The organism is Halobacterium yunchengense, assembly GCF_037031165.1.
Classification (GTDB): Archaea; Halobacteriota; Halobacteria; order Halobacteriales; family Halobacteriaceae; genus Halobacterium; species Halobacterium yunchengense.
This window is the reverse complement of record NZ_JAYEZL010000006.1, coordinates 332351-356411: the sequence shown is the minus strand read 5'-3', so window position 1 is coordinate 356411 and position 24061 is coordinate 332351. Positions and strand designations below refer to the sequence as shown.

The following is a 24061-nucleotide window of genomic DNA, read 5'->3' as shown; positions in this document are numbered from 1 at the left end:
TCCGAAGACCCAGGAGACCGTTGACTGGGAGACCGGCGAGGAGAAGGAGGTGACGGTGACCGGCCGCCACGACCCGTCGCTGCCGCCGCGCGCCGTCCCGGTCGTCGAGGCGATGCTCTACTGCACGATTCTGGACTTCATGCTGCTCGGCGGCCGCATCAATCCGGACCGCCTCGACGGCCGGCCCGGCGAGTACGACACCGACTACCACCCGAGCAGTCCGCGAAACGAGTAGCCGCGGCCGCCCACGGGCAGATTACGGCCGGGCGACACGGCTCCCAGAGGCGACGCGGCTCCAGATTACGGCCGGGGAGATACGGTTCCCAGAGGCGACACGGCTTTCCACGCGGCGCCAAGAGTAACCGGTAGATGGACGCGAACCAGGGCGGCCGCCGGAACCCCTACGGGATGGACGAGGACTGCCGGAACTGTCCCGGGCTCTGCGACGTCCGCGAGCGCGTCGTCCACGGCTACGGCGACGTCGGCGCGGACTTCGTGTTCGTCGGCGAGGCGCCGAGCGCGGGCGCCGAGCGAGCGGGCGTGCCCTTCACGGGCGACGCCGCCGGCGAGCGCTTCCAGCACATCCTGGGGAGCGTCGGCCTGAACTACTCGCTGCCGGACAGCGAGGAGCCGGAACTGGACAACGCCTACCTGACGTACCTCGCGCGCTGCCGGCATCCGGACCGGGCGCCGACCGACGAGGAGGTCGCGACCTGCGAGCCGTTCCTCAACGCCGACATTCGAATGATAAACCCGGAGGTGCTGGTGCCGGTCGGGCAGCGCGCGCTCACCGAACTCGGGGCGGAGTACACGACGACGCCCGCAGACGAACTCGACGTCGAGGAGTGCCACGCGACGACGGTTCGCGGTCGCGGCTTCGAACTCGCGCCGATGATCCACCCCGGCGAGCAGACCGACTCGGAGACGGAGGCGTACGTCGAGTTCTTCCTCGAGCTGCTGGAGACGGACTACCGGCAGACGAAGGGGCGGCGCAGTCGCTGACCGACGGACCGCGACTCCGACCAGGCAGGCCAGACCGCGACTCCGACCAGGCAGTGGTTCGCTACCAGTACGGCGTGCGTCCGTTCGGGGACCCGCCGCGCCTGGCGCCGGCACCGACGACAGCGAGCACCGCCGCGGCGACCAGCACGGCCGTCGCCGCCGTCTCGGCGTCTCCGAGCGCCGTCGCGAGTGAGACGGCGGCGCCGACCAGTGCGGCGACGACCAGCAGGGCAGCGAGGCCCGCGAGTAGCTTCGACGCGTTCACGACGGACAGTCCGGACGGCGTCGACTTATACGATTCGCCGACTGTGGACGTGAGTGCCTGCACTCGCCGACTGCGGCCGTGAGTGCCTGCACTCGCCGACTGCGGCCGTGAGTGCCTGCACTCGCCGACTGCGGCCGTGAGTGCCTGCACTCGCCGACTGCGGCCGTGAGTGCGTGGCCGACCGGGCCGGTCGGAGTGGGTGTCGTCCACGCGCGGCGGAGCTGGACCGCGGCGTTGAAGCGTGCGCCACTCGGAGAACCGAGTATGACAGTCGTCGCCGTCACCGTGGATCCGCCGCGCGAGGGACTGGTGTTGCGGGAGGTCGCCGCGACGTCGCCGCTCTCGGCGGGCGAAGCCGCGTCGCTGTACGAGGCGATGGCCGCCGACGCGTTCCGCGCGGTCGTGGAAAGCGGGGGCGACCTCCTCGTGAACTACCGGCCGGACGACATGCTGCCCGACGAGCACGTCCCGGACGGGGCGGACGCCGAGCGGGAGGTCCGAGGCCTCGTCGCGGACGTGCTGACCGAGGAGGAACGCGAGGACGTGCGCGTCGAGGTCCAGGTCGGCTCCACGAAGCACGCTCGCGTCGGGAACACCCTGACGCACCTGCTGGAGCGCGAGGGCGAGAACTCCGCGGCGGTCCTGGAGCCCGACGCGCCGCTCGTGGCGCGCAAGCACGTCGACTCGGCAGCGATGAAGCTCCGGCGGAATCCCGTCGTGGTCGGACCGTCCGCCGGTGGGCGCGTCTACTACGCGGGATTCACCGAGCCCGTCGACTTCGAGGGCGCGTGGGACGCGCCGGCGGTCGAGAGCGTGACGGCGCGCGCCGTCGACGCGGGCTACGGCGTCGACTTCATGGCAGAGCAGACGCGCGTCCGGACCGGCGACGACCTGGCGACGCTCGTCGCGCTGGTGCGCGCGCGTCGCGCTGCCGACCGCACGGTGCCCGCGTACACGACGGCGTACGTCGAACAGCTCGGCCTCCGCGTCGACGAGGAGGACGGCGAGCGCGTGGTCGTCCGGGGGTGAGCGGTCGACGAGGAGGACGGCGAACCGAGAGAGACGACCGGACGCGCGAGCGCGTGGCACCGTGACCAGGCGGGCCCCGGTTTGCAAATGTTCTGGTGTGAGGGCAGCGGTGGTCGGGAGCGGGTCGGTCCCGCCCCCGGTCTGCAAGTGAAAACGGGCGGAATCAGTGACGAACCAGCGTTCCCACACCCCCGATTTTCGAGTGTTCTGGTACGGGATAGACGGTCGGAGTCGTTCGGAGTCGGTCGGTGCAGCCCTGTGTGGGGCGTCCCGGCGCAGCCCCCGCGTCAGGCCGCTTCGGTGGCGGTCTCGTCTGCCTCGTCCGCCATCGCCTCCTGGACCATCTCGGGGTCGACGTCGAGTTCGTACTCGAAGAACTGGCCGCCGCCGCGGCCGTAGTTGCGGTCGTGCTGGCGGAGGAACCCCAGCATCGAGAGGTCGTTGAGGTGGTCGTGGACGCTGCGCTGGCTGAGCGGTTCGGACGCGTACTCGTCGGCGACGTCCTCGTAGACCTCGTAGAGCTCCTTCGCGCGCACCGGTGTCTCGCCAGCGACGGACATCTGCGTGACCGCGAGCAGGACGTACTGGCCGTGCGTGGTCAGGTCCTTGATGGAGTCCTTGATGCGGCCGCGCTCGACGCGCTCGACGGCGGTGTCCACGTCCCCCTCCGTGACCATCTCGCGGCCGTCCTCGATGGCGACGTTGACGGCTTCGCGGAGGAGGTCGATGGCCTGGCGCGCGCTCCCCCTGTCGCGCGCCGCGAGCGCGGCGCACTGCGGGATGACGCCGTCCTCGAGGACGTCGCCGCGGAGGCCGCGCTCCGCGCGGTCCGAGAGGATTGTCACGAGTTCGTTCGCGTCGTACGGCGGGAACTTGATCTCGCGCTCGCAGAGCGTGTCCTGGACCTTCGGGGAGAGGTCGTTACGGAACGTGTAGTCGTTCGAGATGCCGACGACCGCGACCTGCGAGTCCTCGATGTTGCCGTTCGTCTTCGCGCGCGGCAGCTGGTAGAGCAGCATGTCGTCGTCGCCGAGGTTGTCGATCTCGTCCAGCACGATGAGCACGGTGCCCTCGCGCGCCTCGATCTCCTCGAACAGCGCGTTCAAGACGTCGGAGGTCGACAGTCCGGTCGTGAGCGGGTCGCGGTCGGTGGCCGCGCGGAGTTCGTTCACGAGCGCGATGGCCGCCTGGTACGACGAGGGGTGGTGGTGGCAGTTCACCTCGACGCTCGCGACCGAGTCGACGCCGTCCCGCTCGGCGGCCTCGTACTCGAGGGCGTCCATCATGTACCGCGTCACCGCCGTCTTCCCGACGCCGGTCTTCCCGTAGACGAAGACGTTGTCGGGCTCCCAGCCGTCCACGACGTCCTGGAGGGCGTTGGCGTACTGATCGATCTCCTCGTCGCGTTCGAGGATCTCGTCGGGCTCGTAGTGGTCTTTCAGTACGTCCTTGTTGGTGAACAGCTCGACGCGGTCGCGGAACGGCGTCTTCATCGCTACCGCGTCCGTTCCCACTCCCCCACCATAATACCACTGGTTCTGCTGTTTCCGGTGTTTCGCATGTTCGTCACCCCCCGTCGTCCCTCACCTCCACCACCGTTGCACTCATCCCCACTCCACCACCACTCCACCACCACTCCACCACCGCGGCCCCGCACACCAAAACATTTGCAAACCGGGGTGGCCGTGATCCGTGGCACCCGCCTCGACGACCACTCACTCATCCACCCTATCCACTCACTCATCCACCCCATCCACCCACCTAATACCCACCAACCCACCCACCTAATACCCACCAACCCACCCACCTAATACCCACCAACCCACCAACCCACCCACCTAATACCCACCAACCCACCAACCTACCCACGACTCCCGCCCCCACCAACGCACTCGAACACTCGAAATCCGGGGCGGGAGGAGGAATCCGGCGGCACAACGACAGTTTCAACCGTCGCCCCGAACTACGGTCGGTCGCGCGGTGAGGTGGCAGAGCGGCCTAATGCGCCGGTCTTGAAAACCGGTGGCGTCAGCCTCATGGGTTCGAATCCCATCCTCACCGCTTCTCCGCAGACGCTCACGCCGCGCGTAGCACCACGTGGGCCTCGCCGGTCTCGGCGGTCGCGACGTCGTCGAACGAGCGGAGCTGCGGTCGCAGGTCGAGGTCGGCGTGGTGGACGACGAACAGGTCGCCGTCCGGCGCGAGCACGCCCCCGACGTCCTCGAAGAGGTCCGCGAGCAGGCGGTCCGTCGCGTGCGTCGGCGGATTACAGAGCACGCGGTCGAACGCCCGGTCCGAGACCGCAGTGACGCCGTCGGCCGTCACGACCGTCCCGTCGACGCCGTTCCGGCGGAGCGTCCGCTCGGCACACGCCGTCGCAACCCGGTCGTCGTCGCTCAGACACACCGAGCAGTCGGCCGCCTGCGCCGCCCACGCGCCGAGCGCTCCGTACCCACAGCAGAGGTCGAGCACGCGGTCGCCGTCCTCGACCTCGGCGGCCGCCGCGAGCAGCCGCGTCCCGTCGTCGAGTCGCGTCGCCGAGAACACGCCCGGAACCGACGCGAGTGCCACCTCGAGTCCGCCCACCGACGCTGAGAACTCCCGGATCGAGACGTGCTCCGCCGCGCTCTCCTCGCTCCCCGCATCGCAGACGACGCCACGGAGCACCCGAACATCGTCGCGTTCGGCCACGCAGTCGACCCGTCCACCGTCGCAGCGGTCCGCGAGCACGCGCTCGTAGCGCGCCAGGCCCGCCCGTTCGGCTGCCGCGACGAACACGCGCCCGCCGCGGTCTAGCCGGGACGTCGCGTCGACCAGTCGCTGCGCGCCCACGTCGAGGGGCGTGTACGGTTTCGGCGCGTACGCCACCGCGTCGAACGACGTGGCGGAACCAGCGCCCGAGGTCGACGAAACCCCCACGTCGCCCCGTGGCAGATCCGCCACGCCTTCCTTCGGTTCGAGTGCGTTCACGCCAGCGGTCAGAGACACCGCGGCGTCGACGCCGTGTCTCGCCGCGTTCGCCTCGCAGAGGCGCGCGGCGCGCGCACTCGACTCGGTCATCGCCACCCGGTCGAGGACGGGCGCCGCGAGCGTGCCGACGACGCCGTAGTTCGCTTCCGGGACGAGCGCACTGTCGACGACGGGTGCGCCCACGTCCCGCCGACCGGTGGCACCGTCCCGGTCCGCGGCGTCCCAGAGGACGTCCGCGAGCAGCAGTTCCGCCGTCCGGAACCGGTCCGGGGAGCAGACGCCGCCCGCGGTCCGGAAGCGGTACTCGCTCGGCCCGGCGTCCACGCGTGCTTCGAGAGCGAGCGTCGACGACTCGCCGTTCACGGCCACCACCTCCTCATTGGGCGGACTCCGTCGGAACGAATCGTGCGTGTCCCGCCGGCGAGTGTCTGGTCGTGGCTCCCGAAGGACTGTCGCGTCTGGTCGTGGTTCTCGAGGCGCGTTGCGGTCTGTGTCGGTCGTCTTCCTGCCATCTGGTGGGTCGGTGGCTCGTGCGCGTTCGCGTGCCTGCTCGCGCACTCGGCGCAGCCGCCCCCTGGCCGGAGTTCCGCCACTCACTCGGGACTCAGGCCGAAGTTCCGCCACTCACTCGAGAGTGATCGCTGGAAGAACGACGGCGAGACCCCCAGCGTCGGCTACGCCGACTGCGTACGCGGGTGCCGAGCAGCGTGACCACCGGAGCCCAGACCGGTCGGTTCCGGTCGGGCCGCCGGCGGCCCACAGTCGGCGAGCCAGCCGAACCACCGCCCGTGTCGGGGCGACGCCGAGCCGGACGCGTCGCCCCAGTGACGCGGTCGCCCGCAGCGGGACGCGACCGCCCTCAGCAGGCCGTGGTCGACCTGGGGGTCCTGTGCAACGCGAACGGAGCGTCGACGACCACTCACAAAATTCTTTCTCTCCGGAGGGAAGTCGGCCGTTCCGAATCGCCGTCCGCCCGAGACAGCCGGCCGTTCCGAATCGCCGTCCGCCCGAGACAGCCGTGGGGGCCGTGGGGATTGAGAAACGGTTTTGGGGCCAGCGCCGAACCGCGTACGTATGGCAGAGATGGAAGACCCCTCGGGGCGGGACTGGGTGCACGACCCCGACGGCGAGAAGGGCAGCGAGGGCGGCCGGAAGTACGACATGGCCGTGCTCTCGAAGATGGTCGACGAGCACGAGGACTTCCCCCTCGAGAAGGACGTGTTCCTCGAGGAGTACGGCGAGTGGCCGGTCCGCGTCAACCACGAGAAGGTCGTGTCCGTCGACGACATCTTCGAACACGTCACCGAGGAGAGCTTCGAGACGAAGGTCGACTTCCACGAGGCGGTCGGGGACGCGATGCGGCGAGCGAACCTCTGGGACTACCACCCGACCGAGTAGACCACACCGCCGACAGCAGACCACACCGCCGTCGCCGTCGTGGTCGTCTCCGTCGCCGTCGTGGTCGTCTCCGTCGCCGTCGTGGTCGTCTCCGTCGCCGTCGGGGCCGTCCCCGTCGCCGTCGGGGCCGTCCCCGTCGCCGTCGTGGCAGCCGCTCTGATTGCACCGAGGTTCTCCGCCACGCTCGGTGGCGTCTTTCCGCCACGCTCGTCAGCTACTCCGCACCTGCTTCGATTCGGTTACGACTCTCGTTCCGGGAGTTCCTCGGAGCGTTCGCCGCGCTTCCAGTCCGGGTCGACGTCCCAGTCGCGGCCGTCGTGGTCGCGCTCGTAGCGCTCGTCGTCGCCGCGGGCCGCCCACGCCGCCATCTCGGAGCTCTCGGCCTGGACTTTCTCCTCGAGGAGGTTGACGGCGACCGCGTTGGCGCCCTCGGGGATGATGATGTCGGCGTCCTTCTTCGTCGGCTCGATGAACTGCTCGTGCATCGGCTTCACCGTCGAGAGGTACTGGTCCATGACGCCCTCGAGGTCGCGGCCACGGTCGACGACGTCGCGCTCGATGCGGCGCAGGATCCGGACGTCGGCGTCCGTCTCCACGTAAATGTGGAGGTCGAGCATGTCGTTGACCTCGTCGTCGTAGAGCGCGAGGATGCCCTCCAGGACGATGACGTCGGTCGGCTCGACGGTCACGCGGTCGTCCTTCCGGAGGTGTTCGCTGAAGTCGTACTGGGGCATCTCGACGGGCTGGCCGGACAGCAGCGAGTCCAGGTGGTCGCGGAGCAACTCCCACTCGAACGCCGAGGGGTGGTCGTAGTTGACGTTCGTGCGCTCCTCGAAGTCCATGTGGCCGAGGTCCTTGTAGTAGTTGTCGAGGGGGACGAGCGTCGCGGCCTCCTCGACGTTGTCGGTGATCTCCCGTGCCACCGTCGTCTTGCCGGCGCCCGTGCCGCCGGCGATGCCGATCGCGAACGACGGAATGGTCATTGAGTCACGAACGGGCCGGGCCGGTGTTGAATCCAGCGTTTCTCCGTTGGACCCGCAGCGTTTCTCCGGCGGACTCACGGCATTCCTCTGGTGGACCCGCAGCGTTTCTCCGGCGAATCCGAGTACAGAATTCCTCGGAGACGTTGGCGCGAGAGGACAATAGACGTTTTGGGAGTAGCTTTTAGCCCGATTGCGTGTTACGTCATTACATGGCACAGTTATCGCTCAGGGACGTGCTCTCACACGAGTTCGTCGGCGTCAGCGAGTCCGACGAACTCCTGGACGCGGTGGAGCTGATGCGAGCGGAGAACACGAGCAGCGCGGTGGTGCTGCGCGGCACGACGCCGGTCGGCGTCATCACCGCGGAGACGGTCTTCGACCTGCTGCTGGACGGCCGCGACCCGGCGGCCGTCACGGCGGGCGACGTCATGGACGAGACGCCGGAGTCGCTCTCGCTTGACGCCTCTGTCGCGGACGCCGCGGACCTGATGGGTCGCACCGGGGACCCGCGCGTGCTCGTCGCCGACGACGACGGCGTCCACGGCGTCGTGGAGGCCAGAGACGTGGCACCGACGGTCGAGAAACAGCTCCGGGGCGCCCCGCAGATGCCGTCGAGTCCGCGCGCGGGCAGCCAACAGGCCCAGAACGCCGAGACGTACGGAGAGCAAGGGGTCTGCGAGGGCTGCGGCGGGCTCTCGCCAGAACTCGTCGACGTCAACGGCCAGCTGCTCTGCCCGGAGTGCCGAACCACCTGACCGGGCCACGGCCAGCGTCCCGAGCAGGACCCGACGCCCCCTCCCCGTCCCGAGCAGGACCCGACGCCCCCTCCCCGTCCCGAGCAGGACCCGACGCCCCCTCCCGAATTCTGCAGCCTATCGCGAGCCCCTCCACTCCATCGCGAGCACTTCCATTCCGTCGCCCCGTCGAACCACAGGCCCGCCGTCGCCCCGTCGAACCGCACGCCTGCCGTCACTCCGTCGAACTACACGCCCGCCGTCGCTGCGTACAGTAACGCCTATACAACGCCGCTCTGTCGGTGCCACTACATGGCGATACGGACCCTCGACGACCTCGACGCGACGGACACCGCGGTCGGGGTTCGGGTCGACATCAACAGCCCGCTGGCGGCGGACGAATCGCTCGCGGACGACGCGCGACTGCGAGCGCACGTGGACACGCTCGCGGAACTGCTCGACCGCGGCGCGCGCGTCGCCGTGCTCGCTCACCAGGGGCGGCCGGGCGGCGACGAGTTCGCGCGCCTGGAGTCACACGCCCACCGCCTCGACGAGCTCCTCGAGGCCCCCGTCTCGTACTGCGACGCGACGTTCTCCGCGGACGCCCGGGCCGCCGTCGACGGCCTCGACGCCGGCGAGGCGGTGCTGCTGGAGAACACGCGGTTCTACAGCGAGGAGTACATGGAGTTCGACCCCGAGCGCGCCGCCGACACCTACCTCGTCGCCCGGCTCTCGCCGGTCCTGGACGCGTACGTCAACGACGCGTTCGCGGCGGCCCACCGGTCCCAGCCCTCGCTGGTCGGGTTCCCGATGCGGCTGCCGTCGTACGCCGGCCGCGTGATGGAGGCGGAACTGGACGTCCTGGGCGCCATCGAGGAGACGCCGACGCCGCGGACGTACGTCGTCGGCGGGGCGAAGGTTCCGGACTCAGTGACGGTCGTCGAGCACGCCCTCGAGCACGACCTCGCGGACACCGTGCTCGTCTCGGGGGTCGTCGCGAACGTGTTCCTGGCCGCGGACGGCGTGGACATCGGCCGGTCGAGCACGGACTTCATCCACGACCGCGGCTACGAGACGGAAATCGAGCGCGCCGGCGACCTGCTGGACGCGTACGGCGACCGCATCCGACTGCCCGTGGACGTCGCGGTCGAGCGCGACGGGGAGCGCCACGAACTCGCGATCGCCGACCTGCCACCGCGCCGCGACGAGGCGGTGATGGACGTCGGCAGCGACACCGTCGACGCGTACGCCGAAGTGCTGGCGGACACCGGCACGGCGGTCCTGAACGGGCCGGCGGGCGTCTTCGAGGAGGAGGCGTTCGCGGCGGGGACACGCGGCGTCTTCGCGGCGGCGACGCGAGCCGAGTACACCATCGTCGGCGGCGGCGACACGGCGGCGGCGATCCGGAAGTTCGACCTGAGCGGGTTCGACCACGTGAGCACGGGCGGCGGCGCGGCGCTGCGGTTGCTCACGGGCGAGTCGCTGCCGGCCGTGGAAGTGCTGCGGTGAGGGCGGGTCGGCGACGGAACGAGTAGACCGGTCGGCGCGGCGGTCGAACCGGCGCGCCGGTCGACGCGAGTTCGCGCCGACGCCAGACACTTGTCGCGGCGCCCCTGACGTCCACGGGATGCGCGTTGACGTTCGGTCCGCGATCGGCGAGGACGTCCCGGCGGTGACGGAGCTGTGGGTGGCGCTCGCGCGCGAGCAGCGCGACCACGGCTCGCACCTCGCCGCGGAGGCGAACCGCGGTCGCGTCCGCGACCTCGTCGCGCAGTACGTGCACGCCGACGGCGTCGCTGTCGCGCTCGCCGACGACGCGCCGGGCGGCGTGCGGCGAACGGAGACCGGGGTCGTGGTCGGGTTCGTGATGTTCCACGTCGAGAGCGGGTTCTTCGAGTCCGACGCGACGCGCGGCGTCCTGGACAACGTGTTCGTGGTGCCGGACGCGCGCGGGGACGGCGTCGGGTCGGCGCTGCTGGACCACGCCGAAGCCGCGCTCGCGGACCGCGGCGCGGACGTCCTGGCCGTCGAAGCGCTCTGGGCGAACGACGCCGCGCGCCGCCTCTACGAGCGCCGCGGCTACCAACCCCACCGCGTGACGCTCGAACGGGACGCCGGGGACGCGTCGGCGACGCCGCCCGGCAGCAGCGGGTGAGCTACTCCTTCGGTCGGGGCGGTCACTCCTTTGGTCGGGATGGTCACTCCTTCGGTCGGGATGGTCACTCCTTCGGTCGGGGCGGTCACTCCTTCGGGCGGGACCGGTTCTCCCTCGGGCGGGGCGGTCACTCCTTCGGCAGCGTGGCGACGTACTCGTCGGGGGCGCGCTGTTCGACCCGGTAGGCGTCGGCGTCGAAGTCCTCGACCTCGGCCTGGAACTCGTAGAACAGCGGCTTCGGCTCGTGGTCGTTGACGAGTTCGAGGGCCTCGCCGCTGTCGAGGGCCTCGAAGGCGGCGTGGATCTTCGGGTGTCGTTCGGACGGCGGGACGTCCCGGACGTCGATGGTCTTCGCTGGCATGCAGGCGACGGTTGCCGCCGGACGGCGGTGACGCCACCGCCGAACGTGTTCGGCCCCAGTTCGTCACCCCATCGCTTCCGATCTCACTGGCGCGAGTCGTCGTCTCGGGCCGTTCGGTCGCGCCAGCAGGCGTCGCTGTCTGCCGCCCTCGGCGAGCGGCGCCGAAACAGACTTCACCCAGTGCGTGTTACGTGTGCACATGGCACAAACTTCGCGAGGGTTCCGGCGCGGCCAGTCCGTCCGCGTCGTCCGCCAGTCAGCGGACAAGGCGAAGCTCGCCGTCTGCGGGTACGAGCGCCACGAGCACTTCGGCGACGACGGCGTCGTCACGGACGTCCGCCGCGCCGACGACGGCACCTGGTACGTCGTCCGCTTCGACGACTACGGCCTCGACGCCGTCCCGTACCGCACCGACGAACTCGAACCCGTCTGACCGCCGCCGACGCCAGCCTCTCGGTCGGCGCGTCGGCAGCCGACGGCCCCGCGACGACAGACTAATCCGTCGCCGCGGCCTACCCCGATTGTGGCGAAACCGCTGCGGTTCCGGCGCTCGACGGAGACCTGGAGTGCCGACCGCGTCGACGCCCTCCTCTACCGCGACCTCGACGAGAACCTCGGCGCGGAGTCGTCGCCGCCGTGGTTCAGGCCGCCGCCCGGGTACGACGCGCGGCGCTTCGACATGGACAACGGCGACACCGCGCTGTTCGCGTGGGACGACGACGGCGCGTGGTGGCTCGGCAACACGGAGACGCCGGAGGCCCTCTGGCGAACCGACAAGCAGTCGTTCGCCGAGGCGCCCTTCGAGGTGTCGCGGTGGGCCCAGCGCGAACTCCTCGCGGAGCTCCACGACGAGGCCCCCTGGCTGGAGGACTACCCCTACGTGTCGTGGTTCTTCCTCCCCGTGTTCTGCTCGAAGGACGGCCGCGAGACGACGCAGGCGTTCTTCCGCGAGCACGCCGCCGGCTTCCCGGACGCAGACTTCCGGGACGCGCTCGACTTCTACGAATCGTTCCTCGAGACCGGCGTCCTCGACGACTACCGCCACGTCATGGCGGGGAAACTCGGCACGTCGGAGTTCCTCGACGTCGCCCGCGCGAACGGCGCGATGGGCGAGTTCAACGCCGCGTGGCTGCTCGACGAGGCCGGCTACGACGTCACGCCCGAGATCGAGGTCACGACCGGCCACTCGCTGGACTACCGCGCGGACCGCGACGGCGAACACGGCGCCCTCGTGGAGGTGACCCGGCCCGTCCCGACGAACGACCGCGCGGCGAACACGCCGATCCAGGCGCTGAAGGAGACCGCGGCGACGAAGACCAGCGGCCAGCTGGAGGCCCACGGCGGCGGCGCCGTCCTCTTCGTGGACGCCTCGTCGTTCCCCGACGACGAGTGGCACCGCGTCCGCGGCGAACGCCCCGAGGTCGGCCACCGGCCCGCGGTCGTGTTCCGCGTCCGGCCGGACGGCGCCGTCGACGGCTACGCGAAGGGCGGAGTGCCGCTGGACCTCCCGCAAGTCGACTGATCCGTCGACGCCCCTGGTCGTCGCTCTCGGGGGCGTGCAGGCACTCGATACGGCACTCACGCTCACTCCCCGCTCGGGAACGAGCGCGCGGCTGCTCACTCGTGGCCAACGAGCGCACGGCTGCTCACTCGTGGCCAACGAGCGCACGGCTGCTCACTCGTGGCCAACGAGCGCACGGCTGCTCACTCGCCTGGGTCGGTCTGGTCCGGGTCCGCGCCCACCAGCTTCGCGAACACCTTCCGCTCGGCGGCCCGCAGGTGCTGGGAGAACGTCGCGCCGGCGATGTCGAGGCGGTCCGCGACCTCCTCGCCGCTGGTGGCGCGCGGCCACTCGAAGAACCCCGCGAAGAACGCCGTCTCGACGACGGTGCGTTGCCGGTCGGTGAGTTCGTCCGCCCAGACGTCCGCGAGGCGCTCCGAGCGGTCCTCGCGCGCGGCGACCTGGCGCCGGGCGATCGCCTCGGCGCCGTCGTAGTGGTCGCGGACGACCTCGACGACGTCCCGGACCTCGACGTCCTCCGGGAGGTGGACGGTCATCCGGATGTCGTCGCCCTCGACGAGCACGCGCTCGACCGACCCGCCGCGTGACGCGACCGCCGTCATCATCGGCGGGCTGTCGACGCGCAGTTCGAACCGCGCGCCGTCGACGTGCTCGCCGACGCGCTCGACGGACTCCCAGTACGGGACGGACTCGGCCATCGCCTCCAGCGTCGAGAACTCCTCGTCGTCGACGGTGCCGTAGACCAGGAACCGCTCGTCGCCGAGCGGAATCGTCCGCGACAGCTCCAGCGGCCCCTCCGGCGTCTCGGAGACGCCGAGCGCGTCCGTGGCGCCCGCCACGCGGAGTTCCAGTTCCACGACCGTGTCGCTCATCAGCGCCTGCTTGCGCTCCGCCGCGGCGATGGCGTGGCCGACGAGCCGGCCGAGGTGTTCGACGACGTCGCGTTCCTGCTCGCGGAACGCGTCCGGGCGGTCGGCGTACACGTTCAGGACGCCGTACGTCGTGCCCTCGTGGCGGATAGGGATCGCGGCCGACGACTGGAAGCCGTACTCCTCGGGGGCGTCCCGCCAGGGCTCGAAGTCCGCGTCCCGGTGGACGTCCCGGACGACGTGGACCTCACCCGAGCGGATGGCGCGCCCGGTCGGCCCCTCGCCCTCCGGGTCGTCCGGGTCGGTCGTCACGGAGACGTCCTCGAGGTAGCCGTCCGTGCCGGCGCTGGCGCGCACCGCCACCTCCCGGCTCTCCGCGTCCGCCTCGCCGATCCACGCGAACTCGTAGGCGTCCGATTCGGCGAGGCGCTCGCAGGCGATCCGCTCGATCTCCGCCCGCGACGACTGGTCGATGACCGCCGCGGTGACGCCGTGGACGACGCCGTTCAGCTGGTTTAGGGCGGCGAGCCGTTCGCGCTGTGCGGCGAGCCGGCGCTCGTACTCGCGCTGGTCGGTGACGTCCCGCGAGTAGACGACGAACCCGTCGACGGCGGGGTCGTCGAGGAGGTTCCGGCCGCGCACGTTCAGCACCACCCAGTCGCCGTCCGCCGCACGGAACCGGACGTCGACGGTCGCGCGGTGGTCCTCGTCGGCGAGCAGTCGGTCGAACTCCTCGCGGACCGCCACGCGGTCGTCGGGGTGGACGTACGCGAACGCGTTCTCCCCCTCGAGGGCCGACGGCTGGTAGCCGAGGACGTGGTCGGCGGACGGCGTGACGTACTCGAACGTGCCGTCCGGCGCGACGATGGCGTTGACGTCCGTCGACTCCTCGATGAGCGCCTCGTAGCGCTGCTGTTCGCGGCGGTGTTCGCGGCGCTCGATGGCGTGGTGGATGGAGCGGACGAGCAGCCCGGGGTTGATCTCGTCTTTCACGAGGAACTCCTCGGCGCCCTCGCGGAGCGCCCGCACGCCGGCGTCGCGGTCCCGCAGGCCCGTCAGCACGACCACCGGGACGCCGTCGTCGTGGTCGAGCAGCGTCGTCAGGGTGTCGAGACCGCTCGAGTCCGGGAGGTCGAGGTCCAGGAGCACGACGTCGACGTCGGCGTCGTCGAGGCGGTCGAGGCCGTCGGCGAGCCGGGACTCGTGGACGACCGTCTCCTCGGGTCCGGGCGCGTCCTCGGGGTCGCCGTCGAAGCGGCTCTCGCCGGGCGCGCGCCGCTCGAAGGAGACGGCGTCCCGGAGCAGTTCGCGGATGTACCGCACGTCCCCGGGGTTGTCCTCGACCAGGAGGATGCGCGGGTGGGCGTTCGCAGTCATCGTCAGTCGGGGTCCGGCGGGAGCTCGGCGAGCGTCAGCCAGAACCGCTCGAAGGATCGCACGAGGTCCGCGAACGCCGCCGGGTCGACGGGCTTCGCGAGGTAGGCGTTCGCTCGCCGCTCGTAGCTCCGCGCGACGTCCTCCTCGGCCGCCGAGCCGGTGAGGACGACGACGGGAATGCGCTGCAGGTCGTCGTCGCGTTTCACGCGTTCGAGGACCTCGAGGCCGTCGACCTTCGGGAGGTTCAGGTCGAGCAACACGACGTCGGGCCGCGGCGCGTCCGCGTGCTCGCCGCGCCGCTCGAGGAACGACAGCGCCGCCTCGCCGTCGCTGACCACGTGCAGGTCGCTGTCGAGGTCCCCCTCCGCGAACGCCTCCCGCGCCAGCCGGACGTCGCCGGGGTTGTCCTCCACGAAGAGGACGTCGGCGGCGTCCCCGTCGCCCTGGTCGGCTGCCGCCCGCACGTCCCCGTCACCACCTGCCTGCACGTCCCCGTCACCACCTGCCTGCACGTCCCCGTCACCACCTGCCTGCACGTCCCCGTCACCACCTGCCTGCACGTCCCCGTCACCACCTGCCTGCACGTCCCCGTCACCGTCGGCTCCGGCCTGCACGTCGCCATCGTCTATGGCGCGCACCTCGCCGTCGCCGCGGTCACTCATCCGCGACACCTCCGTCGGGGACGGTGAACGAGAACGTCGCGCCCTCGCCCGGTTCCGACGCGACCCAGACGTCACCGCCGTGGCGCTCCACGATGCGCTCGACGAGCGCCAGCCCGATGCCCGTCCCCGGGTGTTCCTCGTGCGTGTGCAGGCGCTCGAACACCTCGAAGACGCGGTCGGCGTGCTCGGGGTCGATGCCGACGCCGTCGTCTCGGACCGACACCACCCACTCGTCGCCGTCGCGCTCCGCGGACACCCACACCTCCGGCGGGTCGTCGCCGCTGTACTCGAGGGCGTTGCCCAGGAGGTTCGCGAGCACCTGCCGGAGCTGGTCGGCGTCGCCGCGCACCGTCGGCAGCGGCCCCGCGTGGATCGTCGCGTCCGTCTCCGCGATGCGGACCTCGAAGTCCCGGCGGACGTCCGCGAACACCGCCTCGAGGTCCACCGGCTCGAAGTCGCCCCCGCGGGTCTCGACGCGCGAGTACTCCAGCAGCGCCCGGATCATCTCCTGCATGCGGTCGGCGCCGTCGACCGCGTACTCGACGAACTCGCGGCCGTCCGCGTCGAGCTCGTCGCCGTACCGCCGCTCGACCAGCGACAGGTAACTCGAGACCATCCGCAGCGGCTCCTGGAGGTCGTGGCTGGCGGCGTACGCGAACTGCTCGAGGCGCTCGTTCGAGGCCTCCAGTTCGGCGACGAGCTGTTCGCGCTCGCGGTCGTGGCGGTGGCGCTCGACGGCCGCCGCGAGGACGTTCGCGACGCTCTGCACGAAGTTCACGTCCTCCTCGCCGAACGACCGCTCGCCCGTGTCGTGCACGCCGAGGATGCCCCAGGGGTCGTCGACGGAGCCGACGATCGTGCTGACGCCGCTGGTGACGCCGTGACTCGTCAGCAGGTCCGGCCCGTCGAAGCGCGTCTCCGCGGCGAGGTCCTCGACGACCACCGGCGCCTCCGAGAGCAGCGTGTAGCCGGCCTGGGAGTTCTCCTCGGCGTCCACGGTCGCGTCCCCGACGACGCCGTCGTCCCAGCCGACGCCCTGCCGCACCCGGAGTTCGCGGGCCTCGTCGTCGAGGTCGAGGACCTTGCAGTACTCGGCGTCGAGGACGTCCGCGACCCGCGCCGCGGCCTCGCGCATCAGGTCGTCGAGGTCCTCGGTCTCCAGGGCCGTCCGGCCGAGCTCCGCGACGACCGCCTGCTGTCGGGCTCGCCGTTCGAGGGTCCGCCGCCGGTCGTGCTGTTCGGTGACGTCCAGCGCGAAGCTCTGGCCCGCCGTGACCTCGCCGTCCGCGTTCCGCAGCGGCGTCGCCCACACGCGGTACGTGCGGCCCTCGAGTTCGGCGACGACGCTGTCCGTCTCGCCGTGCAGCGCCGCCCGGAACACCGGTTCGACGTCCGCCGCGGTGTCCGTGGGCAGCGCCTCCCGGACGGTGTCCCCCTCGAGGTCCGCGGCGTCGACGTCGAGGTCGCTCCACATCGTGCCGTCCACGAGCGTGTACCGGAGGTCGCCGTCGAAGACGCCGACGCCGCCGTTCGGGAAGTTCTCGACGAGCGTGCGGTAGCGCTGCTCGCTCTCCCGGAGGCGGCGCTGGGACTCCAGGCGCTCCGTGACGTCCCGGACGACGCCGACGCGGAGGTCGTCGCCGTCGGGCGTCTCCAGGGAGGAGAACGCCACCTCCACGGGGACCTCGCGGCCGTCGGCCGTCTCGACGGTCGTCTCCATCGTCCGCGGCGTGCCGTCCGCGGGCGCGCGCTCCCGCAGGTCGGCCGCGCGCTCGAGGGCCGCCTCCTCGACGACCAGCGTCGCGTGCGCGCCGAGCAGCTCCTCGCGGTCGTAGCCCGTGAGCGACGCGAAGCCGTCGTTGACGGTGTCGTAGTAGCCGTCGTCGTCGACGACGTAGACGCCGTCCTGCATCGTCTCGACGACCGCCTCGTACTGCCTGAGGCGGCGCTCCCGCGCGCGCTGCTCGGTGACGTCCTGGGACATCCCCATGGCCGCGACCACGTTCCCGTCGTCGTCGCGCACCGGGAACGTCCGGACGTCGACGACCCGGTCGTCGGCCTCGTACTCGAAGTGCGAGCGCTCGCCGTCCAGCGCCGCGCGGTACCGCGGCTCGACGGCCGCCGCGAACTCGTCGTCCGGGAGGTCCTCGACCCGTGTTCCCTCGAGGGCGGCGGGGTCCGCCGGCGGGCCGGTCTGGGGGGTGCCGCCGACGGTCCTGTACCGCAGGTCGTCGTCGACCAGCGCCACCGCGCCGTTCGGGAACTGCTCGACGAGCGTCCGGTAGCGGCGCTCCTTGTCCGCGAGTTCCTCGTTGCGGCGCTCCAGTCGCTCGCGCGTGCGCCGCCGGGAGAGCGCCGCGCCGACCCAGCGCGCGGCCACGTCGACGAGCGTCGTCCCCCACTCGGAGAACCGCCCCTCGGCGGGCGCCGTCCCGAAGACGCAGAGCGTCCCGAAGAGGTCGCCGTTCACGTACACTGGCGCGCCGAGGAAACACGACAGTCCGTGGTCCGCGTTCGCCTCGCGGGCGGCGAGCTCGGGCGCGTCCGCCTGGAGATCGCGGAGCACCACCGTCTCCTCGGTCTCGACGACGCGCTCGCAGTTCGTCTGCGAGAGCGCGAGCGAGTCGCCGGCGTCGACGTCCCCCGCCGGGTCCGCGTCCACGACCTCGTACCGGTAGGCCTCGTCGTCGACGCTGGACAGCGCCGCGTACTCCGTGCCCAGGGCGTCCCGGACGACGCCGAGGACGTTCGCGACGCGGTCCTCGAGCGGCCGGTCGCGGTCGACGGTGGCCTCGTGGAACTCGCGGAGCACGCGCTCGCGCTCCGCCGCGCCGGTCGGCCGGTCCGTGGGCCGCAGGACGCCGACGGCGCCGCCGTCGTCCGTCGGCTGCACCGCGAGCTCGAAGGCGCCGGCGCCGCCCCCGTCGGCCAGCCTGACGACCGCCGACGCCGCGTCGCCGGCTGCGACGAGCCGGCGCACGCGCGCCGCGGACTGCGAGTCGAACAGCGCTCCCGGGTCGCCGGTCGCGTCGGCCGCCGAGAGGCCGGTCCGCTCGCGGAACTCGTCGTCGACGCCCGCGACCCGGCCGTCGGCGTCGAACCGAACGACGGCGCCGTCGGTCGCGGCCGCGAGCGCGTCGAACGCGCCGCCCGGAGCGGCGGCGCTGGCCGACTCCTCCCGGGGCGTCCCGGCTCCCCGCTCTGTCATACCCGTGGAAGGGCGCCCGCGGTTGAATAATCCTCTGGCTGTCGCCGCCACAGCGCGTCCGCTCTCCGAGACCGGTCGATACGCTGGCCGCGCCACCCTCTCCGGTCGCTGGCCGCGCCACACTCTCCGGTCGCTGGCCGCGCCACACCGTCGGCCGCGCCACGGCCGTCCAATCCGTGGGTTCATACGGGACGACGCCCCACCCTCTACCGAATGGGCGACGACGGCTGGCGCGACTACTTCGGGTTCGACGCGCCGTACGACCAGCAGGCCGACGCCGTCGAGTCAGCCATCGACGCCGGCGAGCGCGGCGGCTACCTCGCGATGGAGGGGCCCTGCGGCACCGGGAAGACGATGGCGGCGCTGACCGCGGCCGCGTCCCTGGTGCGGGAGACGGACGGCTACGAGCGCGTGCTCGTGGTGACGCCCGTGAAACAGCAGCTCCAGCAGTTCGTCGCCGACCTCCGCCAGCTCAACCGGGGGCTCGAGGACCCCCTGGACGCCGTCGCGCTCGTCGGGAAGCGGGACCTCTGCCCGTACGGCCGCGAGGACGCGTTCCCGCCGGACGCGAGCGTCCACGACCGCTGCGAGGACCTCCGCGAGCACACGGCGGACCTCGTGGACGCCGACCAGTCCAGTGGGTTCGACGGGCAGGACGCCCGCGAACTCACGGAACTGCGCGCGGCGGCCGCCCTCGACGACCCCTGGTGGGACCCGGCGACCGCCCGCGACCTGGCGCGCTCGGCGCGCGCGGACGCCGGCCACACGCTCTCGGAGAACCCCCTCGGGACGGCGGGCGCGGCGTCGCCGTACGTGCCCGTGCAGCCGAGCGCGCCCGAGGACCTCGCGGACGGCGACCCGCCGCTGTTCTGTCCGTTCGAGGCGGACTGGTACGGCCGCAACAAGGGGTCGCCCGTGGGGTTCGACGTCGGCGCGCACAACGTCGCCACGAGCGAGGACTTCCTGCCGGCGGCCGTCGAGTACGGCACCTGCCCCCACCGCGTCCAGCAGGTGCTACTCGACCACGCGGAGGTCGTCGTCGGGAACTACAACCACCTCTTCGACCCCCGGACGAGGGGGCTCACCGAGCACCTGCTCGACGAGCGGACGTTCGTCGTCGTCGACGAGGCCCACCGCCTCGAGGAGCGCGTGCGCGACCTGCTGTCGGACCGCGTCGGCCGGCACACGCTCGCTCGCGCCCGGAACGACCTCCGGTCGCTGCTCACGCGGGCGAAGCAGTCCAGCGAGAACCGCCGGCAGGTCGAGGACGAACTCGCGAGCTACGAGGTGAGCCTCGACGCCGTCGAGGAGGCCGTCGACTTCCTGGGGGACGTCCTGGACTGGCTGGACGACCGCGTCGCGGCGTACCTCGCGGACGAGGGCCACGACCCGAGGCGTCCGCGCTCGCTCCCCGAGCACGACCACGAGATCCCGCTCCGGGACCCCGAGACGGACGAGCCGGACGAGCTCACGGAGTGGGCCGAACGGCGGGGGTACACGGGCGGGCTCTGGCGGTCGCTGGCGAACGTCGGCACCGCCGCGGAGGCCGTCATCGAGGACGACGGCGACCGCTCAGCGGTCTGCGGCGCGGTCGGCATCACGCTCCAGCGGTGGTGGGAGCGCGACCACGCGACGTACTTCCGGGAGGTCGAACTGGAGCACGCGCCGAAGGAGTCGGGGCGCGCGGGCGCGCCGTGGGCGGAGGCGTACACGCCCGCGCTCGTGACGTACAACTGCATGCCGGCGCGCGCGCTCCGCGAGACGTTCGCGGAGCTCGGCGGCGGCGTCCTGATGAGCGCGACACTGGAGCCCCTGGACGTCTTCCGCGAGGTGACGGGGCTGGACCGCCTCGAGGCGGGCGCGGGCGACGCCGAGGCGCGGCCGGTCGTCGAGCGCCGATACGACCTGCGGTTCCCGCGGGAGAACCGCGCGAGCTTCCTGGTGGACGCGACGCCGTTCACTGCGCGCAACCGCGGCGACCCGTCGCGGGACAACGACAACCGGACCCGCGAGCAGTACCGGTACGTCCTCCGGACCGTCGCGCGCTCGCCGGGGAACGTCCTCGTCTGCATGCCGAACTACCGGGAGGCGGCGTGGGCGGGCGACTACCTCGCCGGGGCCGTCGAGAAGCCCGTGCTCGTCGACGAGTCCTCGTCGAACGAGGCGACCGACGACCTGAAGCGGCGGTTCTTCCGCGGCGGCGGGAAGGTGCTGGTCACGAGCACGCGGGGGACGCTGACGGAGGGCGTCGACTACGACGGCGAGAAGCTCGCGGCGTGCTGCGTCGTCGGCGTGCCGCTCGTGAACGTCGGCTCGCCGCGAGTGCGCGCCGTGCGCCGCGCGTACGCCGACGCGTTCGGCGAGGACAACGCCTTCGAGTACGCGCTCACCGTCCCCGCGGTGCGGCGCGCGCGCCAGGCCATCGGGCGCGTCATCCGAAGCCCCGAGGAGGTGGGCGTGCGCGTGCTCGCCGGCCGGCGGTACGTCGAGGGCGCCCGGCACTCCGTCCACGGCTACCTCGGGCCCGGCGAGCGCGAGGAGTTCACGCGCATGACCCCGGAGTTCCTCGGCGACCAGCTCGAGTCGTTCTGGCGCGAGCACGGCGAGGGGTGACGGCCGGCGCAGTTCGGTCGTTCCGACGGCCGTCGAACCAGCGGGCGCGTCCCGGCGAGAGCGGTCGTCTCGGGGGTTCCACGCTCCTCGGAATCTCTCACGCCCAGTTGGCCCGCCAGGCGGTGTCCCCGATTCCGACAGCCCGGTCGACACCCAGACCTGGCTCGAAATCGAACGTTCGTCCCAGACTCGAACGAGATCCCATCGAAGCGCGCGTGCTTGCAGTTACGCGAATGTATAACTGGCCCTGGCGAGGAGGTGCGGTATGACTCGCTCGGGGGCGGACCTCTTCATCGACGGACTCGAATCCTACGGCGTCACACACCTGTTCGGGAACCCGGGGACGACGGAACTGCCGCTCATGCAGTCACTCGTCGACAGCGACGTGGAGTACGTGCTCGGGCTGCACGAGGACGTCGCCGTCGGCGCCGCGGCGGGCTACGCCATGCGGCGGCGGTACCACAGCCACGAGAACCCGGACGTGCTCCCGCTGGGCGTCGCGAACGTCCACGTCGCCGGTGGCCTCGCCCACGGCCTCGGGAACCTCTACAACGCGGACGTCTCCGGCGCCCCGCTGCTCCTCACCGCCGGCACACACAGCCTCGACTTCCAGCAGGAGGAGCCGATCCTCGGCGGGGACCTCGTGACGATGGCCGATCGGTTCACGAAGTGGAGCGCGGAAGTCAAGGACGTCGAGGCGCTCCCCGGCATGCTGCGTCGCGCCGTCCGGACCGCGCTGACGCCGCCGACCGGTCCGGTCTTCCTCTCCGTGCCCGTCGACGTCCAGCGGGACGAGACCGACCAGTCGCCGGTCGGGCTCGGCCAGATTCCGACGGCTGGCCGCGGTGACGCGCGCGCTATCGCCGACGCTGCGGCGGCCGTGGCCGACGCCGACGAGCCGGTCGTCGTGCTCGGCGACGAGGTCGCTCGGAGCGGGGCCGACAGCGTCGAGGCGGCGGTCCGATTCGCGGAGGCCGCCGGCGCGAGAGTGCACGGTGAGGTGCTCGCGTACGAGGTGAACATGCCGACCGGACACGACCAGTGGCAGGGCGTCCTCCCGACGAAAGCCCCCGGGGCGGCGAGTGCGATGGACACCGATACGCTCGTGTTCGTCGGCTGCTCGACGAACACGACGGTGACGCGGCCGTCGACGAGGCTCGTCCCCGAGGACGCGACGTGCGTTCACGTGACCAACGACGCGTGGGAACTCGGGAAGCACGCTCCGGCCGACGTCGCCGTGCTCGGCGACCCGGGCGAGGTCCTCGACGAACTCGCGGACCGGGTCGCCGCGAGCGTCGACGAGGCCGAACGCGAACGACGACTGGACGCGGTGCGCGAGTGGGAGGCCGCTCACGGGCGCGAACCGCCGGAGACGGTCGACGGCGTCCTCACGAAGGCGGGGCTCGCGCGGTCGCTCCGGCGAGTCGCCCCGGACGCACTCGTCGTCAGCGAGTCGGTCACGGCGGCCCCCTCGCTGCTCGAGGAGTTCCCGCTCGAGGCGACGCAGCTCCTCGGGACCAAGGGCGGTAGCCTCGGCTACGGCCTCCCGGCCAGCGTCGGCGCGGCGGTGGCCGAACGCGAAGCCGGCGGGGAGCGGTCGGTCCTCGGCTACGTCGGCGACGGGTCGTACCTCTACTACCCGCAGACGCTCTACACGGCGGCGCGGTACGACCTCGACGTGACGGTCGTCGTGCCGAACAACGACAACTACCGCATTCTCAAGGAGAACACGGCGGCGTTGATGGGCGGCGACGCCGACGACTACGAGTACGTCGGCTTCGACTTCACGCCGCCCGTCGACCTGGTGGCGAGCGCCGAGGCCCACGGTGCCACGGGGATGCGCGCCGATTCGGTCGGTGCGGTGGACGAGACCCTCGAGACCGCCCTCGAAAGCGACGGACCGGTCGTCGTCGACGTTCCCGTCACCGACGAGTGACGACGCTACAGCGGGACCGTCTCGCCGGTCGCGGCGGCCTCGTAGAGGGCGTCGATGGCGCGCATGTTCGCGACGGCCTCCGCGCCGTCCGTGAGCGGGTCGCGGCCGGCGTCGACGCTGGCGGCGAAGTGCTCGACCTCGAGGCGGTAGGGGTCGGCGTCCTCGAACGTCTCCTCGACGGTCTTCCCGCCGGTCCCCCAGCGCAGGGTGGTCTCACCGCCGCCGGCGTTGTAGGCGTTCCGGACCTCCAGCCAGCCGCTCGTGCCCTCGACACGGTACGACTGGAACTCCCGGGTCTCGAAGCCGGTCTCGACGGTGGCGGTGGCGCCGCCGTCGAACTCGAGGGTGCCGGCGAGCTCGGTGTCGACGCCGCAGTCGCGGCGGTCGTGCGTGACGGCGGCCGCGCGCGAGGGCTCGCCGAGGAACTGCCGCGCGGCGCTGACCGCGTAGCAGCCGACGTCCATCAGCGCGCCGCCGGCGAGGTCGGGGTCGACGCGGACGTCCGGGCCCTCGGGCAGCGGGAAGCTGAACGCGGCGTGGACGTGCCGGAGGTCGCCGAGTTCCGAGCGGGCGACGTCGAGCGCGCGCTCCGTCCGCGGGTGGTAGCGGTACATGAACGCCTCCATGAGCGTGACGCCGGCGTCCGCGCAGTGCTCGACGACGTCGGCGGCCTCGTCGGCGTCCGACGCGAGCGGCTTCTCGCAGAGCACGTGCAGGCCGGCGTCGGCGGCTCGCTTCGTCCACTCGGCGTGCAGCGCGTTCGGCAGGGGGTTGTAGACGGCGTCGACGTCGGCGTCGAGCAGCGCCTCGTAGCCCTCCAGGGCCTCGGGGACGCCGTGGCGGTCGGCGAACGCGCGAGCGCTCGCCGGGTTCCGGGACGCGACGGCCCCCACCTCGTGGTCGGAGGCCCGGATGGCGGGGACGACGGCCTCGTCGGCGATGTTCGCTGTCGAGAGGATGCCGAACTTCATGGTTGA

The 24061-nt window shown here is 71.7% G+C and carries 20 protein-coding genes and 1 tRNA gene; 12 read left to right on the top strand and 9 right to left on the bottom strand.

Annotation, left to right across the window (positions count from 1 at the left end):
* Positions 1-235: chorismate synthase (locus U5911_RS16120; protein WP_336038082.1), on the top strand; the 235-nt coding region annotated here is incomplete at its 5' end.
* Between the two features lie 134 nt (positions 236-369).
* On the top strand, positions 370-1002 hold the full coding sequence (locus tag U5911_RS16115) for a uracil-DNA glycosylase (RefSeq protein WP_336038081.1): 633 nt from the start codon (positions 370-372) through the stop codon (positions 1000-1002).
* 61 nt (positions 1003-1063) lie between these two features.
* Here U5911_RS16115 and U5911_RS16110 read toward each other — a convergent pair whose 3' ends face one another.
* The gene (locus U5911_RS16110; protein WP_336038080.1) at positions 1064-1267 is read right to left on the bottom strand and encodes a hypothetical protein; all 204 of its coding nucleotides are present in this window, start codon (positions 1265-1267) and stop codon (positions 1064-1066) included.
* Positions 1268-1531: 264 nt separating this feature from the next.
* On the opposite strand from U5911_RS16110, the gene U5911_RS16105 reads away from it, so the two are divergent.
* Positions 1532-2296, top strand: coding sequence for a hypothetical protein (locus tag U5911_RS16105; protein WP_336038079.1), 765 nt, complete (start codon positions 1532-1534; stop codon positions 2294-2296).
* Between the two features lie 287 nt (positions 2297-2583).
* On the opposite strand, the gene U5911_RS16100 is transcribed toward U5911_RS16105, so the two are convergent.
* Positions 2584-3789, bottom strand: coding sequence for an orc1/cdc6 family replication initiation protein (locus U5911_RS16100; protein ID WP_336038078.1), 1206 nt, complete (start codon positions 3787-3789; stop codon positions 2584-2586).
* Positions 3790-4275: 486 nt separating this feature from the next.
* On the opposite strand from U5911_RS16100, the gene U5911_RS16095 reads away from it, so the two are divergent.
* A tRNA-Ser gene (locus U5911_RS16095) sits at positions 4276-4357 on the top strand.
* Between the two features lie 15 nt (positions 4358-4372).
* Here U5911_RS16095 and U5911_RS16090 read toward each other — a convergent pair.
* Positions 4373-5635, bottom strand: a complete 1263-nt coding sequence (locus U5911_RS16090; RefSeq protein WP_336038077.1) for a methyltransferase — start codon at positions 5633-5635, stop codon at positions 4373-4375.
* Positions 5636-6340: 705 nt separating this feature from the next.
* On the opposite strand from U5911_RS16090, the gene U5911_RS16085 reads away from it, so the two are divergent.
* A complete protein-coding gene (locus U5911_RS16085; protein ID WP_336038076.1) occupies positions 6341-6664 on the top strand; it encodes a DUF5785 family protein in 324 nt (107 codons plus the stop codon).
* A 239-nt stretch (positions 6665-6903) separates the two neighbouring features.
* Here U5911_RS16085 and udk read toward each other — a convergent pair whose 3' ends face one another.
* Positions 6904-7647 (bottom strand): uridine kinase, encoded by a 744-nt coding sequence (gene udk, locus U5911_RS16080; RefSeq protein ID WP_336038075.1) that lies wholly within the window; start codon positions 7645-7647, stop codon positions 6904-6906.
* Between the two features lie 209 nt (positions 7648-7856).
* Between udk and U5911_RS16075 the strand changes: the two genes are divergently transcribed.
* The 3 genes from U5911_RS16075 to U5911_RS16065 all read left to right on the top strand — a co-directional run bounded on the left by U5911_RS16075 (position 7857) and on the right by U5911_RS16065 (position 10536).
* Positions 7857-8402 carry a CBS domain-containing protein gene (locus U5911_RS16075; RefSeq protein ID WP_336038074.1) on the top strand — a complete coding sequence of 182 codons (546 nt, stop codon included), beginning with the start codon at positions 7857-7859 and terminating at the stop codon, positions 8400-8402.
* A gap of 291 nt (positions 8403-8693) precedes the next feature.
* Positions 8694-9890, top strand: a complete 1197-nt coding sequence (locus U5911_RS16070) for a phosphoglycerate kinase (protein WP_336038073.1) — start codon at positions 8694-8696, stop codon at positions 9888-9890.
* A gap of 118 nt (positions 9891-10008) precedes the next feature.
* Positions 10009-10536, top strand: a complete 528-nt coding sequence (locus tag U5911_RS16065) for a GNAT family N-acetyltransferase (RefSeq protein ID WP_336038072.1) — start codon at positions 10009-10011, stop codon at positions 10534-10536.
* 127 nt (positions 10537-10663) lie between these two features.
* On the opposite strand, the gene U5911_RS16060 is transcribed toward U5911_RS16065, so the two are convergent.
* On the bottom strand, positions 10664-10897 hold the full coding sequence (locus tag U5911_RS16060; protein WP_336038071.1) for a DUF2249 domain-containing protein: 234 nt from the start codon (positions 10895-10897) through the stop codon (positions 10664-10666).
* Positions 10898-11096: 199 nt separating this feature from the next.
* Here U5911_RS16060 and U5911_RS16055 point away from each other — a divergent pair, with 199 nt between their 5' ends.
* Both U5911_RS16055 and U5911_RS16050 read left to right on the top strand, forming a co-directional pair.
* Entirely contained in the window at positions 11097-11330 is a 234-nt protein-coding gene (locus U5911_RS16055; protein ID WP_336038070.1) for a hypothetical protein, read from the top strand.
* Between the two features lie 90 nt (positions 11331-11420).
* Positions 11421-12419, top strand: a complete 999-nt coding sequence (locus U5911_RS16050) for a DUF5784 family protein (protein WP_336038069.1) — start codon at positions 11421-11423, stop codon at positions 12417-12419.
* 182 nt (positions 12420-12601) lie between these two features.
* On the opposite strand, the gene U5911_RS16045 is transcribed toward U5911_RS16050, so the two are convergent.
* The 3 genes from U5911_RS16045 to U5911_RS16035 form a co-directional block, all read right to left on the bottom strand.
* Positions 12602-14665 carry a bacterio-opsin activator domain-containing protein gene (locus tag U5911_RS16045; RefSeq protein WP_336038068.1) on the bottom strand — a complete coding sequence of 688 codons (2064 nt, stop codon included), beginning with the start codon at positions 14663-14665 and terminating at the stop codon, positions 12602-12604.
* A gap of 2 nt (positions 14666-14667) precedes the next feature.
* Positions 14668-15129, bottom strand: coding sequence for a response regulator (locus U5911_RS16040; RefSeq protein WP_418771552.1), 462 nt, complete (start codon positions 15127-15129; stop codon positions 14668-14670).
* Positions 15130-15319: 190 nt separating this feature from the next.
* Entirely contained in the window at positions 15320-18535 is a 3216-nt protein-coding gene (locus U5911_RS16035) for a PAS domain-containing protein (protein ID WP_336038066.1), read from the bottom strand.
* A gap of 213 nt (positions 18536-18748) precedes the next feature.
* Between U5911_RS16035 and U5911_RS16030 the strand changes: the two genes are divergently transcribed.
* Complete coding sequence (locus tag U5911_RS16030) at positions 18749-21148, top strand: ATP-dependent DNA helicase (protein WP_336038065.1); 2400 nt, start codon at positions 18749-18751, stop codon at positions 21146-21148.
* Between the two features lie 265 nt (positions 21149-21413).
* Positions 21414-23084, top strand: a complete 1671-nt coding sequence (locus U5911_RS16025) for a thiamine pyrophosphate-binding protein (protein ID WP_336038064.1) — start codon at positions 21414-21416, stop codon at positions 23082-23084.
* A gap of 5 nt (positions 23085-23089) precedes the next feature.
* On the opposite strand, the gene U5911_RS16020 is transcribed toward U5911_RS16025, so the two are convergent.
* Positions 23090-24055 (bottom strand): Gfo/Idh/MocA family protein, encoded by a 966-nt coding sequence (locus tag U5911_RS16020; RefSeq protein ID WP_336038063.1) that lies wholly within the window; start codon positions 24053-24055, stop codon positions 23090-23092.
* Between the last annotated feature and the right edge of the window lie 6 nt (positions 24056-24061).